Origin of the sequence: Duganella zoogloeoides, assembly GCF_034479515.1 — a bacterium.
GTDB classification, from domain to species: Bacteria; Pseudomonadota; Gammaproteobacteria; order Burkholderiales; family Burkholderiaceae_D; genus Rugamonas; species Rugamonas zoogloeoides.
This window is the reverse complement of sequence record NZ_CP140152.1, coordinates 4943286-4957565: the sequence shown is the minus strand read 5'-3', so window position 1 is coordinate 4957565 and position 14280 is coordinate 4943286. Positions and strand designations below refer to the sequence as shown.

Genomic DNA, 14280 nt, shown 5'->3' with positions numbered 1-14280 from the left:
AAGCCGACTGAAAGTCACTGATCCACTGTTTATCCGCTGCCGTAGCCGCTCTGCCCGGAATTGATGGCATTTCTTCCCCGCTGGGCCCCTCGACATTACCGAACCAGACTGTTGCAAATAATTTAATGCAATGTTGTTATCTAGCAACTTTGTGCAATTATTTTATTGTTTTGTTCCCGTCATTTTTGATCGAGCGCAAACCCCAAAACCGCGTGTACAGATGAGAGTCCACATTCAGTTTTCGAGATAAGTACTTAATTTGTTGAGCTATTTTGTTTCTAGGTGGCTTCAAGGAATCGCGCTAAGTCCTTAATTTCATTAATAAAATCGGGTTTTCGATTGCCGGAAAGCGCTTGACCACCATTGTTCCATCCACTAAAGTGGGCATCTGTGTGAAAAAGTGTCTTTTTGTGGGAAATTTCTACTGACTTAGCGGCAGCGGAAGTTGAACGATAAAAGTTGCAATTCATACTCCGCTAACAATACTGAGGTCAAAGGTAATCCCGTGTTTCAAGGCGCGTCCGCAATCAATCTCGATGCAAAAGGCAGGATGTCCATCCCTGCCAAGCATCGTGACGCGCTGGCCATCCAATGCGATGGCCGCCTCACGCTCACCCGCCATCCCGACGGCTGCGTCATGCTGTTCCCCCGTCCCGTGTGGGAGCAGCACCGCCAGCAGATCGCCCAGTGGCCCATGCAGGCGCGCGCCTGGCAACGCATCTTCCTTGGCTACGCCACCGACGTCGAACTCGACACCGCCGGCCGCATCCTGATCGCTCCCGAACTGCGCACCGCCGTCGGCATCGAGCGCGAAGTGATGTTGATGGGCATGGGCTCGCATTTCGAAATCTGGGATGCCGCCAAGATGGCGGAAAAAGAGCAGCAGGCCATTGATGCCGGCACCCCCGATGTCCTCGCCAATTTCTCTTTCTAAGGTACTCCGTGATCACTACTACTACGGTACCTGACAGCCCGGTATCCGACCGTGCAGCATCCGATTTCCAGCATCGCACCGTCCTGCTGGACGAGGCGGTCGATGCCCTGGCGCTGCACGGCGCACGCGCCAACGGCTTGTTCGTCGACGGCACCTTCGGCCGGGGCGGCCACTCACGCCTGATCCTGTCGAAGCTGGGCGCCAACGCGCGCCTGATCGCCTTCGACAAGGACCTGCAGGCAATCGCCACCGCCGAACAAATCGACGATCCACGTTTCACCATCGTCCACGACAGCTTTGCCACCATGCGCGCGGCGCTTGCCGCACGCGGCGCGGCGCAGGTGGACGGCATCCTGCTCGACCTGGGCATTTCGTCGCCGCAGGTGGACGACGCCGCACGCGGCTTCAGCTTCCGCAACGACGGTCCGCTCGACATGCGCATGGACACCACGCGCGGCATGTCGGCAGCCGAATGGCTTGCCATCGAAAACGAACAGACACTGGAAAAGGTTATCAAAGAATATGGGGAAGAACGGTTTGCTTTCCAGATTGCAAAGGCGATTGTTGCTCGCCGGGCAATCGAACCAATTTCGACCACACGACAGCTTGCCGGCATCGTGGCAGGCGCGGTCAAAACCCGGGAGAAGGGCAAGGATCCGGCCACTCGCACCTTTCAGGCTATCCGGATTTTCATCAATAAAGAGCTTGAAGACCTCGAAATCGGTCTGAACCAGGCGTACGACAGCCTGGCCCCGGGCGGCATCATGGCCATCATCAGCTTCCATTCGCTGGAAGACCGCATGGTCAAGCGCTTCTTTGCTGCCCGCGCCAATGTCGAACAGCCCGACCGCCGCCTGCCGATCCGCGCCGTGGACCTGCCGCAGCCCGAGATCAAGCTGCTGGCCAAGCTCAAGCCGTCCGACGCCGAAGTGGACGCCAACCCGCGCGCCCGCTCGGCGGTAATGCGCGTGGCGCGCCGCCTGCCTTTCCCCGAGGACGCGGCGTGAGCGGCAAGATCAACATCGTGCTGTCCGCCTTGCTGGTGGGCTGCGGCCTGTCGCTGGTCAACGCCCAGTACCAGGCGCGCCACCTGTTCATCGAGCTGGAACGCTCGCAGTCGCAGGCGCGCCAGCTCGACATCGAATGGTCGCAGCTCCAGCTCGACCAGTCCACCCTGGGCAAGCACGCGCGCATCGAGGAAATCGCCCGCCGCGACCTGGGCATGACCGCGCTGACCGCCGCGCGCACGCAGTACCTGACCCCCGAGGCATCGAAATGAGCCGCGGCGGCAACCAGAACAACGCACGGGTCGCCCGCTCCAAGGGCGTGCCGTTCTCGAAGAACCCGGTACTGGCGGTGAGCCTGCCGGTATGGCGTTCGCGCGTCGTGCTGTTCGTGTTGTTCTTCGCGTTTGCCGCGCTGGCCGGCCGCGCCATGTGGTTGCAGGGCATGTCCACCCAGTTCCTGCAAAAGCAGGGCGAAGCCCGCTATGCCCGCACCCTGGTGCTGCCCGCCACGCGCGGCAAGATCACCGACCGCGATGGCCAGGTGCTGGCGTCGTCGGTGCCGGTCAAGGGGATCTGGGCCAACCCGGACGACGTGCAGAACGCACCGGCCGACCAGCTCAAGGAATTGGCCACGCTGCTGGGCATGACCAATGCCGAACTGCAGAAGAAGCTCGACTCCGACCGCAGCTTCGTGTACCTCAAGCGCCAGGTCGAGCTGGACGTGGCCGACAAGATCGCCAAGCTCAAGATCACCGGCATCGGCTCGGAAAAAGAATACAAGCGCTTCTACCCGCAGGGCGAAGTGACCACCCACGTGGTGGGCTTCACCAACCTGGAGGACGTGGGCCAGGAATCGATGGAACTGGCCCAGCAAAAAAGCCTGGTCGGCCAGCCCGGCACGCGCCGCGTGATCCGCGACCGCCTGGGCCACATCGTCGAAGATATCGGTTCGGTGCGTGAACCGCACGACGGCAAGGATCTCACGCTCTCGATCGACAGCAAGATCCAGTACATCGCCTTCACCCAGGTGAAAGACGCAGTGGAAAAATTCAAGGCCAAGGCCGGCGCTGCCGTGGTGCTCGATGTGCACACGGGCGAAGTGCTGGCGCTGGCCAACTATCCGACCTATAACCCGAACGACCGCTCCAAGCTCACCGGCGAGCAGCTGCGCAACCGCGTGATGACCGATACCTTCGAGCCGGGATCGTCGATGAAGCCGTTCCCGGTGGTGATGGCGCTCGACGCCAAAAAGGTCACGCCGCACACCATGATCGACACCGGCAACGGCGCCATGGTGATCGCCGACCGCGTCATCCACGATACCTCGCCGCACCACGTGATCGACGTCCAGACCGTGATCCAGAAGTCGTCCAACATCGGCACCACCAAGATCGCCATGGCGATGCCGGCGCAAGACCTGTGGGAAATGTTCACCAAGCTCGGTTTCGGCCAGCCACCCAAGTGGGGCTTCCCCGGCGCCGTGGCCGGCCGCGTGCGCCCGTACAAATCGTGGCGTCCGATCGAACACGCCAACATGAGCTTTGGCCAGGGCATGTCGGTGTCGCTGATCCAGCTGGCGCGCGCCTACCTGGTGCTGGCGCGCGATGGCGACATCATTCCGCTGTCGTTCCAGAAGGTGCACGAAGCACCGCACGGCACCCAGGTGATCAGTCCCAAGACCGCCGCCGAAATGCGCGAGATGCTGGAAATGGTCACGCTGCCGGGCGGCTCCGCCGTCAAGGCGCAAGTGCCCGGCTACCGCGTGGGCGGCAAGACCGGTACCGCGCAAAAATTCATCGGTGGCCGCTACTCGCACACCAAGTACATCGGCAACTTCGTCGGCATGGCGCCGATGTCGGACCCGCGCTTCATCATTGCCGTCATGATCGACGAGCCGAGCGGCCCTCTCAAATACGGCGGTGACGTCGCCGGCCCGGTGTTTTCCGCACTGGCCGCGCAGGCGCTGCGCGCCAAGAACGTGGCGCCGGACTCCGACCTGACCCATATCATCATTCCTGAATCCGCAGCACAGGGGAACATGTGACGACTTTAAACTTCGACCCGTTGGCCGGAATACCCGCCATCGCCGACGCGATCCGCAAGCTGGCGCCTGGCGCCCGCCTGACCTCGGACTCGCGCCGCGTGGAACCGGGCGACGTGTTTTTCGCTTTTGCCGAAGGCCGCGCCTTTATCGACAGCGCGGTGGCCAACGGCGCCGCGCTGGTGGTGTTCGACGCCGCTGGCGGTGCTCTGCCCGACAGCGCCAGTGTCGCCAGCATCGGCGTGGCCGATCTCAAACAACACGCGGGCCCGATCGCCCACGCCTACTACGCACAGCCTGACAGCGCCATGTTTACGGTTGGCGTGACCGGCACCAACGGCAAGACTTCGAGCGCCGTCTGGCTGGGGCAGGCCCTGGCGCGCAGTGGCGAACTCGCTGCCGTGGTCGGCACGCTGGGCGTGGGCGTATTCCGCGCCCGCGGCGAAGTCGATTACGACGTTACCGGCTACACCACGCCCGACGCCGTGCTGCTGGCGCGCACCCTGGCCGGCCTGCGCGAGCAGGGCGCCAAATCGCTGGCCATCGAAGTGTCGTCGATCGGCCTCGATCAGCACCGCGTGGCCGGCATGCATTTCGATGTGGCCGTGTTTACCAACCTCACCCGCGACCACCTCGACTACCACGGCGACATGGCCGCGTATGAAGCGGCCAAGGTCAAACTGTTCGACTGGCCGGGCCTGAAAACCGCCGTGGTCAATCTCGACGATCCGGCCGGCCTGCGCCTGATCGCCCACCTGAAAGCCAGGCCGGCCCTGGCCGGCACCATCCCGCTGATCGGCTACACGCTGCAGGACCAAGCCGCGCAACCCGATATCGACGACGTGCTGGTGCTGCGCGCCAGCCAGTTGCGCACCGGCCGCGCGGGCGGCACCGAGTTCCACCTCGACTGTCCGCTGGGCGTGGCGCTGGTAAAAACCCAACTGGTGGGCGCCTTCAATATCAGCAATGCGCTGGGCGTGATGGGCGCGCTACTGGCCAGGGGCACCGGCCTGCGCGGCGCCATCGAGGCGGTGGAAGCCCTGGTCCCGGCGCCGGGCCGCATGCAGCAGGTGGGCGGCCAGGATGCGCCGCTGATCGTGATCGACTACGCCCATACGCCGGACGCGCTGGAAAAAACCCTGGCCGCGCTGCGCGCTGTCGCCACCGATCGCAACGGTCAGCTGTGGTGCGTGTTCGGCTGCGGCGGCGACCGCGATCCGGGCAAGCGGCCGCAAATGGGCAAGATTGCCCAGGCGGCCGACCAGGTGATCGTCACTAGCGACAATCCGCGCAGCGAAGATCCGCACGCCATCATCGAGCAAATCGTCGCCGGCATGGACCTGAACAACCCGGCTTCGCGCGTGCAAACCCAGGACGACCGCGCCGGCGCCATCTTGTCGGCGATCAAGCACGCGGCCAAGGCCGACGTGATCCTGCTGGCGGGCAAGGGCCATGAGCCGTACCAGGAAATCAAGGGCAAGAAGCTGCCGTTCTCGGACACCGACCACGCCCAGCTGGCGCTGTCGGCGCGCCTGACCATGATGAGGACCCATTGATGCGCGCTGCACTCGCACAGGTCCTGCCTTCGCTTACCGGCGCTGCGTTCATCGGCGACGGCGCGCTTGAATTCAATGGCGTCTCCACCGACAGCCGCAGCGTGGCCGCCCGCGCCCTGTTCGTCGCCCTGCGCGGCGAGGTGTTCGACGCCCACGCGTTTTTGCACGATGTCGTCGCGAAGGGCGTCGCTGCCGTGGTGGTGGAAGAAGTGCCAGATGGTTTGAGCGTGCCGGCCATCGTCGTGCCGAACACGCTCGTCGCCCTGGGCCAGCTGGCCAACTGGTGGCGCGGCCAGTTCGCGGTACCGGTGATCGGCGTGACCGGCAGCAACGGCAAGACCACGGTCAAGGAAATGATCGCCACCATCCTGGCCGCCGCCCACGGCGAGGCAGGTCGGCTGGCCACGCGCGGCAACCTGAATAACGAAATCGGCGTGCCACTGACCTTGTTCCGCATGGATGCGGAGCAGCAGTCGGCCGTGATCGAGATGGGCATGAACCATCCGGGCGAAATCGCGCGCCTGGCCGCGATTGCCGCACCGACCATTGCCATGGTCAACAACGCCCAGCGCGAACACCAGGAATTCATGCACACGGTGGAAGCGGTAGCGCGCGAAAACGGCGCCGTGCTGGCGGCCTTGCCGGCCGATGGCGTGGCTGTCTATCCGCACGACGACGAGTACACGCCGGTATGGGACGAACTGGCCGCCGGCCGCCGCGTGCTGCGCTTCGGCTTGAGCAAGGCCGCCGAGGTGTCGTGCACCTTCCGTGCCAACGACTCAGGTACCACATTCGGCAACGAGATGTTCGTCACCATCCGCGCAAGCAACAGCAAGGGCGAAGAACAGTTCTTCGTCAACTTGCAGGCGGCCGGCGAACATAATGTGCGCAATGCCCTGGCAGCGGTAGCGTGTACGTACGCGGCCGGCATCGCGCTGGAACACATCAAGCTGGGACTTGACACCTTTGCACCGGTCAGCGGCCGCCTGCAACGCAAGGCCGCCGTCAACGGCGCCACCGTCATCGACGACACCTACAACGCCAACCCGGATTCGGTGCGCGCCGCCATCGACGTGCTGGCGAAAGCCGCTGCGCCGCGCGTGCTGGTGCTGGGCGACATGGGCGAAGTGGGCACGCAGGGCCGCGAGTTCCACCAAGAGATCGGCGCTTACGCGCAGAGCAAGGGCATCGAACAGGTGCTCGTTACCGGCGAACTGGCCGCCCACATGCGTGGGGACGTCATTCGTCATTTTGAACAATTCGACGCCTTGCTGTCCGCAGTGGATGCGGCAGTCACGTCGAACGCAACCGTATTGATCAAGGGCTCCCGCTTCATGAAAATGGAACGGGTCGTGCAGCATTTGATTGGATTGCAACAAGCTATTAAAGGAAGTCACTAATCATGCTGCTTTGGCTCGCTCAGTTTTTCCAGGACGAGATAGGCCCGCTCCGGGTCTTTAACTTCATCACCTTCCGCGCCGTTGCCGCTGCGGCCACCGCCCTGATCATCGGCCTGGCGGCCGGTCCGGCCGTGATCCGCATGCTGACGTCGCTCAAGTACGGCCAGGCCGTGCGCACCGACGGTCCGCAAACGCACCTGAAAAAACATGGTACCCCCACCATGGGCGGCCTGTTGATCCTGATCGCCATCGGCGTGTCCACGCTGCTGTGGTGCGACCTGTCCAACCGCCTGATCTGGCCGGTGCTGGTGGTTACGCTGGGCTTTGGCGCCATCGGCTGGGTCGATGACTACCGCAAGGTGGTCAACCAGGACCCGGAGGGCATGCGCTCCGCCGAAAAGTACTTCTGGCAGTCGCTGGTCGGCCTGGCCGCCGCGCTGTACCTGGCGTTCTCCGTGTCCGCGCCAAATGCCGGCAAGGTGTTCGAGCTGTTCTTCGCCTGGGTGCAGTCGGGCTTCCAGATGGACCTGCCGCCCAAGGCCGATTTGATCGTGCCGTTCTTCAAGACCATCAGCTACCCGCTGGGCGTATGGGGCTTCATCGCGCTGACGTACTGCGTCATCGTCGGCACCAGCAATGCCGTCAACTTTACCGATGGTCTCGACGGTTTGGCCATTATGCCGACCATCCTGGTCGGCGCGGCCCTGGGCCTGTTCGCCTACCTGACCGGTAGCGCCACGTATTCGAAGTACCTCTTGATTCCGCACATTCCGGGCGCGGGCGAGTTGATCATCTTCGTCGGCGCGTTGGCTGGCGCCGGTCTCGCCTTTTTGTGGTTTAACACCCATCCGGCCCAGGTGTTCATGGGCGACGTCGGTGCGCTGGCCCTGGGCGGCGCGCTGGGCACCATTGCCGTGATCGTGCGCCAGGAAATCGTGCTGTTCATCATGGGCGGCATTTTCGTGGCGGAGACGGTGTCGGTGATCATGCAGGTGGGCTGGTTCAAGTACACCAAGAAGCGTTACGGCGTGGGCCGCCGCGTGTTCCTGATGGCGCCGCTGCACCACCATTTCGAACAAAAAGGCTGGAAAGAGACCCAGGTCGTCGTGCGTTTCTGGATTATCACGATGATGCTGGTGTTGGTTGGTTTGTCTACCTTGAAGCTGCGATGAGCTACGACGGCAAAAACGCACTGGTTTTAGGCCTCGGCGAATCCGGCCTGGCGATGGCGCTGTGGCTCGCCCGCAGCGGCGCGCGCGTACGCGTGGCCGATACCCGCGAGTCGCCCGAGCGCCTGCCTGCCTTGCAAGCTGCGGTGCCAGGCGTGGAGTTCGTCGCCGGTGCGTTCGACGCGGCGCTGCTCGCTGGCGTCGATTTCGTCGCTGTCAGTCCGGGCCTGGCGCCGGGCCGCGAACTGGCCGTGATCGCTCCGGCAGCCGGTGCCGCCGGTATTCCGGTCTGGGGCGAGATCGAGTTGTTCGCCCGGGCGCTGGAGTCGTTGAAGGGTGAACGCGGTTATGCACCGAAGATCATCGCGATCACTGGCACCAATGGCAAAACGACCGTGACCACGCTGGTGGGCCAGTTGTGCGAACGCGCGGGCAAGACCGTGCGCGTGGCGGGCAATATCAGCCCGGCGGCGCTCGACGTGCTGCGCGAGGTACTCGATAACGACAGCTTGCCTGACGTGTGGGTACTGGAACTTTCCAGCTTCCAGCTCGAAACCACCTTCACCCTCGAAGCGCACGCCGCCACCGTATTGAACGTCACCCAGGACCACCTGGACTGGCACGGCGACATGCCGTCGTATGCCGCCGCCAAGCACCGCATCTTCGCCCACGACACCGTGCGCGTACTGAACCGCGACGACGCGACCGTGATGCGCATGGCCAGCAATAACGGCGTCAATGTCAGTTTCGGTACCGATGCCCCGAAACACCTGGGCGACTTTGGCCTCAACAACGAGCGCAACGTGCTGTGGCTCGCCACCGCCGTGCCGGCCGAGGAAGAGGGCGAGCCGAAGAAGCGCAAGAAGAACGATCCGCCGCCGCCACCGGTCGAGACCACGGTGAAAAACCTGATGCCGTCCGACGCGCTGCAAATTCGTGGCGTGCACAACGCCGCCAACGCGCTGGCCGCGCTGGCGCTGTGCCGCGCCATCGACCTGCCGCTCGCGCCCCTGCTGCACGGCCTGCGCGACTACCGCGGCCAGCCGCACCGGGTGGAACTGGTGGGCGCGATCAATGACGTCGAATACTACGACGACAGCAAGGGTACCAACGTGGGCGCCACCGTGGCCGCATTGAACGGCCTCGGTAAAGCCTTCACGGGCGCCGACCAGCGCCTGGTGGTGATCCTGGGCGGCGACGGCAAGGGCCAGGACTTCGGTCCACTGGCCGAACCGGCCGCTCGCTACGTGCGCGCCGCGCTGCTGATTGGCCGGGATGCGCCGCTGCTGCGCGCTGCGCTGGCGGATACCGGCATCGCGCTGGAAGACTGCGGCACCGATCTGCCCAAGGCGGTCATGCGTGCGCGCGACCTGGCGCAGACCGGCGACGCCGTGCTGCTGTCGCCCGCGTGTGCCAGCATGGACATGTTCAAGAATTACGCGCATCGCGCCCAGGTGTTCATCGACACCGTGCGCGAGATCGCCCTCGACAACGGACAGGAGCTCTGATGGCCTTCCAGATGCCGTTCCGCTTCGGACAGAAATCGGCGGTCACGCCGATCGATGGCCGCGCGCGGCAGTCGAAGATGATGGAGTACGACCAGCCGCTGGTCTGGGTCACCATCATCCTGATGCTGCTGGGGATGGTGATGGTGTATTCGGCGTCGATCTCGCTGCCCGATTCGCCGCGCTTTGCCAACTACGTGCGCTGGCAGAATACCTACTTCCTGCAACGCCAGGCCATGTTCGTGGTGGTGTCGCTGGTGATCGGCATGTTCGTGTTCCGCACCCGCATCGCCACCTTGCAAAAGTGGGCGCCTTACCTGTTCATCGGCACCCTGGTGCTCTTGGTCATGGTGCTGATCCCGGGCCTGGGCTCGGTGGTGAACGGCAGCCGCCGCTGGCTGTCGCTGGTCGTCATCAAGATCCAGCCGTCGGAACTGATGAAGGTCGTGGCGGTGCTGTATGCGGCCGACTACACGGTGCGCAAGCAGGAATACATGCACAAGCTGACCAAGGGTTTCCTGCCGATGGCCGCCGCCGTCGGTTTCGTCGGTTTGCTGCTGCTGCTCGAGCCCGACCTGGGCGCGTTCGGCGTGATCGTCTGCATCACCATGGGCATCCTGTTCCTGGGCGGGATCAACGCCGTATGGTTCGGCGGCATCGGCGTGATGCTGGTTGCCATTTTCGGTTCCATCATCGCGCTGTCGAAATTCCGCCGCGAGCGCTATTTCGCCTACCTCAATCCGTGGGACGAGAACAATGCGATGAACAAGGCGTACCAGCTGACGCACTCGCTGATCGCGTTCGGTCGTGGCGAAATCTTCGGCGTGGGCCTCGGCGGCAGCGTGGAAAAGCTGCACTACCTGCCCGAAGCGCACACCGACTTCCTGATGGCGGTGATCGGCGAGGAACTGGGCCTGGTGGGGGTGCTGATCGTGATTTCGATGTTCTACTGGATCGTCAAGCGGGCGTTTGACATCGGCCGCCAGGCCATTGCCATCGACCAGACCTTTGCCGGCCTGACGGCCAAGGGCATCGGCATCTGGATCGGTGTGCAGACCTTTATCAATATGGGCGTAAACCTTGGCCTGCTGCCCACCAAGGGATTGACCCTGCCGCTGATGAGCTATGGCGGCACGGGCGTGGTAATTAACTGCATCGGCCTGGCGATCCTGCTCCGGATCGACTACGAGAACCGGGTCCTGATGCGTGGTGGCAGATTATGAAACGACTGATGATCATGGCAGCCGGCACCGGCGGCCACATTTTCCCCGGCCTGGCAATTGCGCAGACCATGCGCGCGCGCGGCTGGGAAGTAACCTGGCTCGGCACGTCCGCCGGCATGGAGCAGGAGCTCGTGCCGAAAAGCGGCATCGCGATGGACAGCATCGACTTTACCGGCATGCGCGGCAAGGGCTTGTCGCACTCGATCGGCGGCGCGCTGAAAATGGTGAAGGCCTTCATCGCGTGCCACGGCTTCATCGGCCGGCGCAAGCCCGATGTCATCCTCGGCATGGGCGGCTACGTTACTGTACCGGGGGGCTTGATGGCCAAGCTGCGTGCCACGCCGCTGGCACTGGTGAACGCCGACGCCGCGCTGCTGTTGTCGAACAAGACGCTGGTGCCGTTCGCCGAGCGCGTGTGCTTCGGCTTCCCCGCCAACTTCGGCAAGGCGGCCGACAAGGCGGTGGTGACCGGCAACCCGGTGCGCAAGGAGATCCTCGATCTGCCGGCGCCGGCCGAGCGTTTCGTGGGCCGCAGCGGCGCGCTGCGCATCCTGGTCGTTGGCGGCAGCCTGGGCGCGAAGGCGCTCAACGACAATCTGCCGGCAGCGCTGGCGCTGATCCCGGCGGAGCAGCGGCCGGTAGTCACGCACCAGTCGGGCAAGAAGAATATCGATGCGCTGCGCGCGTCGTATGCGCAAGCCGGGGTGGCGGCCAACGTGGTCGATTTCATCGACGATATGGCCAGCGCCTATGCGCAGGCCGACGTGGTGATTTGCCGTGCTGGCGCCATCACGGTGTCGGAACTGACTGCCGCCGGCGTGGCCAGCGTGCTGGTGCCGCTGGTGGCATCGACCACCAGCCACCAGCGCGACAACGCGCAGTGGATGGCGAAGCAGAACGCGGCGATTCACATGCCGCAGACGGAAATGAGCGCGCAAAGCGTGGCGACGCTGCTCGAGACGCTCACGCGCACCGCGTGTCTCACCATGGCGACGGCAGCGCACAAGGTGGGCAAGCGCGATGCGAACGAGGCGATCGCACAGGTAATCGAACAACTGGCAGCAAAAGCTTAGAACATAGGAACCAGGCAGTGAAACATAAAGTACAGAACATACACTTCGTCGGCATCGGCGGCAGCGGCATGAGCGGCATCGCCGAAGTGCTGCTCACGCTCGGCTATTCCGTTTCCGGCTCGGACCTGGGCAGCAACGCTGTCACCCAGCGCCTGGCGGACATGGGCGCCAAAGTGTTCCAGGGTCACGCCGCCGACAATATCGGCGCGGCCGACGCTGTCGTCACCTCGACCGCTGTGCAGCAGGACAATCCGGAAGTACTGGCAGCGCGCGCGCGCAAGGTGCCGATCGTGCCGCGCGCGGTGATGCTCGGCGAATTGATGCGCTTGAAGCGCGGCATCGCGATTGCCGGCACCCACGGCAAGACCACCACCACCAGCCTGGTGGCCTCGGTGCTGGCGCAGGGCGGCCTCGATCCGACGTTTGTCATCGGCGGTCGCCTGACCGCCGCCGGCGCCAATGCCAAACTGGGCACCGGCGACTACCTGGTGGCCGAAGCCGATGAATCGGATGCATCGTTCCTGAACCTGACGCCGATGATCGAAGTGATCACCAACATCGACGCCGACCACATGGACACCTATGAGCACGATTTCGAAAAGCTCAAGCAGGCGTTCGTGCACTTCACGCACCGTCTGCCGTTCTACGGCCGCGCCATGCTGTGCATCGACGATCCGCACGTGCGCTCGATCATTCCGCACGTGACCAAGCCGGTCACCACCTACGGCTTCCACGAAGAAGCGGAAGTGCGCGCCATCAATGCCCGCGCCGTGGGCGTGGAAATGCACTTCACCGTGCTGCAGGACGGCTACCCGGACCTGGACGTGGTGCTGAACCAGCCCGGCATGCACAACGTGCAGAATGCCTGCTCGGCGATTGCGATCGCCCGCGAGATCGGCATCGCCGACCACCACACCCAAGCGGGCCTGGCCGGCTTCGGTGGCGTCGGCCGCCGCTTTACGCGCTATGGCGAGGTTGCCATCCCAACCGGTGGCACCTTTGCGCTGGTCGATGATTTCGGCCACCACCCGGTGGAAACCGAAGTCACGCTGGCTGCCGCGCGCGCCGCGTACCCGGGCCGCCGGCTGGTGCTGGCGTTCCAGCCGCACCGCTACAGCCGCACGCGCGACCTGTTCGAGGACTTCGTCAAGGTGCTGGGCGCGCCCGACGTGCTGGTGCTGGCCGAGGTGTACGCGGCCGGCGAAGCGCCGATCGTGGCTGCCGACGGCCGTTCGCTGGCGCACGCCTTGCGCGCACGTGGCAAGATCGAACCGATTTTCGTGGAAAACATCGGCGATATGCCGGAAACCATCATGAGCGTGGTGAAGGACGGCGACGTCGTCATCACCATGGGCGCCGGCGCCATCAGCGCCGTGCCGGCCAAACTGACTCATTATCCAAAGGTCTGACCATGAGCATCATCTCTACTGAAGATATCAAGGCGCTGGGCAAGGTGGGCGTGCTGTTCGGCGGCCGTTCGGCCGAGCGCGAAGTGTCGCTGATGTCCGGCGCCGGCGTACTGAAAGCGCTGCAAAGCAAGGGCGTTGACGCCCACGGCTTCGACACCGGCGAGCGCACGCTGGCCGAACTGGCCGAGCAACAATTCGACCGCGTGTTCATCGCGCTGCACGGCCGCTACGGCGAAGACGGCAGCTTGCAGGGCGCGCTGGAACTGCTGCGCATTCCGTACACGGGCAGCGGCGTGATGGCCAGCGCCGTGGCGATGGACAAGATCACCACCAAGATCCTGTGGCTGGCCGCCGGCCTGCCCACGCCGCGCTACGCGGTGATCGACGCCGCCTCCGACCTCGATGCCGTCAGTGCCGACCTGGGCCTGCCGCTGATCGTCAAGCCGCCGCACGAAGGCTCGACCATCGGCATCACCAAGGTGGAGCTGGCAGCCGACTTCAAGGCCGCGTGCGATATCGCCGCCGCCATCGACGATGCCGTGCTGGCCGAGGAATTCGTCACCGGCCGCGAGTTCACGGTGGCGGTGCTTGGCTCTGGCGTGGATGCCCGCGCGCTGCCGATCGTGGAAATCGTCGCGCCAGCCGGCAACTACGACTACCAGAACAAGTACTTCAGCGACGACACCCAGTACATCTGCCCGGCCGTGCTGCCGGCGGAACTGACCGCCGAGATGCAGCGCATCGCGGTAGCGGCTTACCGCAACATCGGCTGCGAGGGCTGGGGCCGGGTAGACGTGCTGCTGCGCGAGCGCGACCAGAAACCGTTCCTGCTCGAGGTGAACACCTCGCCCGGCATGACCGGCCACTCGCTGGTGCCGATGGCGGCGCGGGCCGAAGGCATGAGCTACGAAGACCTGTGCGTGGCGATCCTGCGCACGGCCCGTTTGAAAATGAAGGGTTGAA

The 14280-nt window shown here is 64.2% G+C and carries 12 protein-coding genes; all 12 read left to right on the top strand.

What is annotated here, in order from left to right; all coding sequences use genetic code 11:
• The first annotated feature begins 505 nt into the window (after positions 1-505).
• Genes mraZ through SR858_RS21800 form a run of 12 tightly spaced genes read left to right on the top strand, consistent with a single transcriptional unit; the run spans position 506 to position 14279 of the window.
• On the top strand, positions 506-934 hold the full coding sequence (gene mraZ / locus SR858_RS21855; RefSeq protein WP_026637213.1) for a division/cell wall cluster transcriptional repressor MraZ: 429 nt from the start codon (positions 506-508) through the stop codon (positions 932-934).
• A gap of 8 nt (positions 935-942) precedes the next feature.
• On the top strand, positions 943-1941 hold the full coding sequence (rsmH, locus tag SR858_RS21850) for a 16S rRNA (cytosine(1402)-N(4))-methyltransferase RsmH (protein ID WP_019921424.1): 999 nt from the start codon (positions 943-945) through the stop codon (positions 1939-1941).
• Positions 1938-2213 (top strand): cell division protein FtsL, encoded by a 276-nt coding sequence (ftsL, locus tag SR858_RS21845; RefSeq protein ID WP_019921425.1) that lies wholly within the window; start codon positions 1938-1940, stop codon positions 2211-2213. Before rsmH ends, ftsL begins: the two co-directional genes overlap by 4 nt.
• Positions 2210-3985, top strand: coding sequence for a peptidoglycan D,D-transpeptidase FtsI family protein (locus tag SR858_RS21840; RefSeq protein WP_019921426.1), 1776 nt, complete (start codon positions 2210-2212; stop codon positions 3983-3985). The genes ftsL and SR858_RS21840 overlap by 4 nt, the downstream gene beginning before the upstream one ends.
• A complete protein-coding gene (locus SR858_RS21835) occupies positions 3982-5538 on the top strand; it encodes a UDP-N-acetylmuramoyl-L-alanyl-D-glutamate--2,6-diaminopimelate ligase (protein ID WP_154819916.1) in 1557 nt (518 codons plus the stop codon). The genes SR858_RS21840 and SR858_RS21835 overlap by 4 nt, the downstream gene beginning before the upstream one ends.
• Complete coding sequence (locus SR858_RS21830; RefSeq protein WP_019921428.1) at positions 5538-6938, top strand: UDP-N-acetylmuramoyl-tripeptide--D-alanyl-D-alanine ligase; 1401 nt, start codon at positions 5538-5540, stop codon at positions 6936-6938. Before SR858_RS21835 ends, SR858_RS21830 begins: the two co-directional genes overlap by 1 nt.
• A 2-nt stretch (positions 6939-6940) precedes the next feature.
• A complete protein-coding gene (mraY, locus tag SR858_RS21825) occupies positions 6941-8110 on the top strand; it encodes a phospho-N-acetylmuramoyl-pentapeptide-transferase (RefSeq protein WP_019921429.1) in 1170 nt (389 codons plus the stop codon).
• The gene (gene murD / locus SR858_RS21820; protein ID WP_019921430.1) at positions 8107-9615 is read left to right on the top strand and encodes a UDP-N-acetylmuramoyl-L-alanine--D-glutamate ligase; all 1509 of its coding nucleotides are present in this window, start codon (positions 8107-8109) and stop codon (positions 9613-9615) included. The genes mraY and murD overlap by 4 nt, the downstream gene beginning before the upstream one ends.
• A complete protein-coding gene (gene ftsW, locus SR858_RS21815) occupies positions 9615-10835 on the top strand; it encodes a putative lipid II flippase FtsW (protein WP_019921431.1) in 1221 nt (406 codons plus the stop codon). Before murD ends, ftsW begins: the two co-directional genes overlap by 1 nt.
• Complete coding sequence (gene murG, locus SR858_RS21810) at positions 10832-11908, top strand: undecaprenyldiphospho-muramoylpentapeptide beta-N-acetylglucosaminyltransferase (RefSeq protein ID WP_026637214.1); 1077 nt, start codon at positions 10832-10834, stop codon at positions 11906-11908. Before ftsW ends, murG begins: the two co-directional genes overlap by 4 nt.
• Before the next feature lie 17 nt (positions 11909-11925).
• A complete protein-coding gene (murC, locus tag SR858_RS21805) occupies positions 11926-13317 on the top strand; it encodes a UDP-N-acetylmuramate--L-alanine ligase (protein WP_019921433.1) in 1392 nt (463 codons plus the stop codon).
• 2 nt (positions 13318-13319) lie between these two features.
• Positions 13320-14279 (top strand): D-alanine--D-alanine ligase, encoded by a 960-nt coding sequence (locus SR858_RS21800; RefSeq protein WP_019921434.1) that lies wholly within the window; start codon positions 13320-13322, stop codon positions 14277-14279.
• The last annotated feature ends 1 nt before the right edge of the window (position 14280 follow it).

What these genes read in the sequence shown, in the direction of transcription:
- murG (WP_026637214.1), top strand. Translation starts at nt 10,832, where the DNA reads ATGAAACGACTGATGATCATGGCAGCCGGCACCGGCGGCCACATTTTC.
- murD (WP_019921430.1), top strand. Translation starts at nt 8,107, where the DNA reads ATGAGCTACGACGGCAAAAACGCACTGGTTTTAGGCCTCGGCGAATCC.
- SR858_RS21830 (WP_019921428.1), top strand. Translation starts at nt 5,538, where the DNA reads ATGCGCGCTGCACTCGCACAGGTCCTGCCTTCGCTTACCGGCGCTGCG.
- SR858_RS21840 (WP_019921426.1), top strand. Translation starts at nt 2,210, where the DNA reads ATGAGCCGCGGCGGCAACCAGAACAACGCACGGGTCGCCCGCTCCAAG.
- mraY (WP_019921429.1), top strand. Translation starts at nt 6,941, where the DNA reads ATGCTGCTTTGGCTCGCTCAGTTTTTCCAGGACGAGATAGGCCCGCTC.
- SR858_RS21800 (WP_019921434.1), top strand. Translation starts at nt 13,320, where the DNA reads ATGAGCATCATCTCTACTGAAGATATCAAGGCGCTGGGCAAGGTGGGC.
- ftsW (WP_019921431.1), top strand. Translation starts at nt 9,615, where the DNA reads ATGGCCTTCCAGATGCCGTTCCGCTTCGGACAGAAATCGGCGGTCACG.